Source organism: Faecalibacterium sp. DFI.5.82 (assembly GCF_029076575.1).
GTDB classification, from domain to species: domain Bacteria; phylum Bacillota; class Clostridia; order Oscillospirales; family Ruminococcaceae; genus Faecalibacterium; species Faecalibacterium duncaniae.
Map to the genome: position 1 here is coordinate 1 of NZ_JARFIS010001063.1, position 291 is coordinate 291.

At 57.4% G+C, this 291-nt stretch carries 1 protein-coding gene; it reads left to right on the forward strand.

The window, feature by feature from the left end; all coding sequences use genetic code 11:
- Positions 1–291, forward strand: a 291-nt coding sequence (locus tag P0G09_RS20150) for a S1 RNA-binding domain-containing protein (protein WP_275253566.1), incomplete at both ends; no start/stop codon positions are given.

Sequence of the window (291 nt, forward strand, 5' to 3'; positions counted from 1 at the left end):
GATCCAGGTGGATATCGGAGCCAAGCAGACCGTCTTTGTCAATCTGACCGAGCTGACCGATGATTCCACCGCCAAGGACGAAGACCTGGTGACGTTTGGCGATGAGCTGGACCTCATCGTCGAGAAGGTTATGGACCAGGCCGGCGTTATCCAGCTCTCCCGCAAGAAGCTCGCATCTCGCAAGGGCATGGAAGAGATCGCCAAGGCTGCTGAATCCGGCGAGGTCGTCGAGGTCGATGTCACCGAGTTCAACAAGGGCGGCGTTGTCGTCAACGTCAAGGGTGTTAAGGT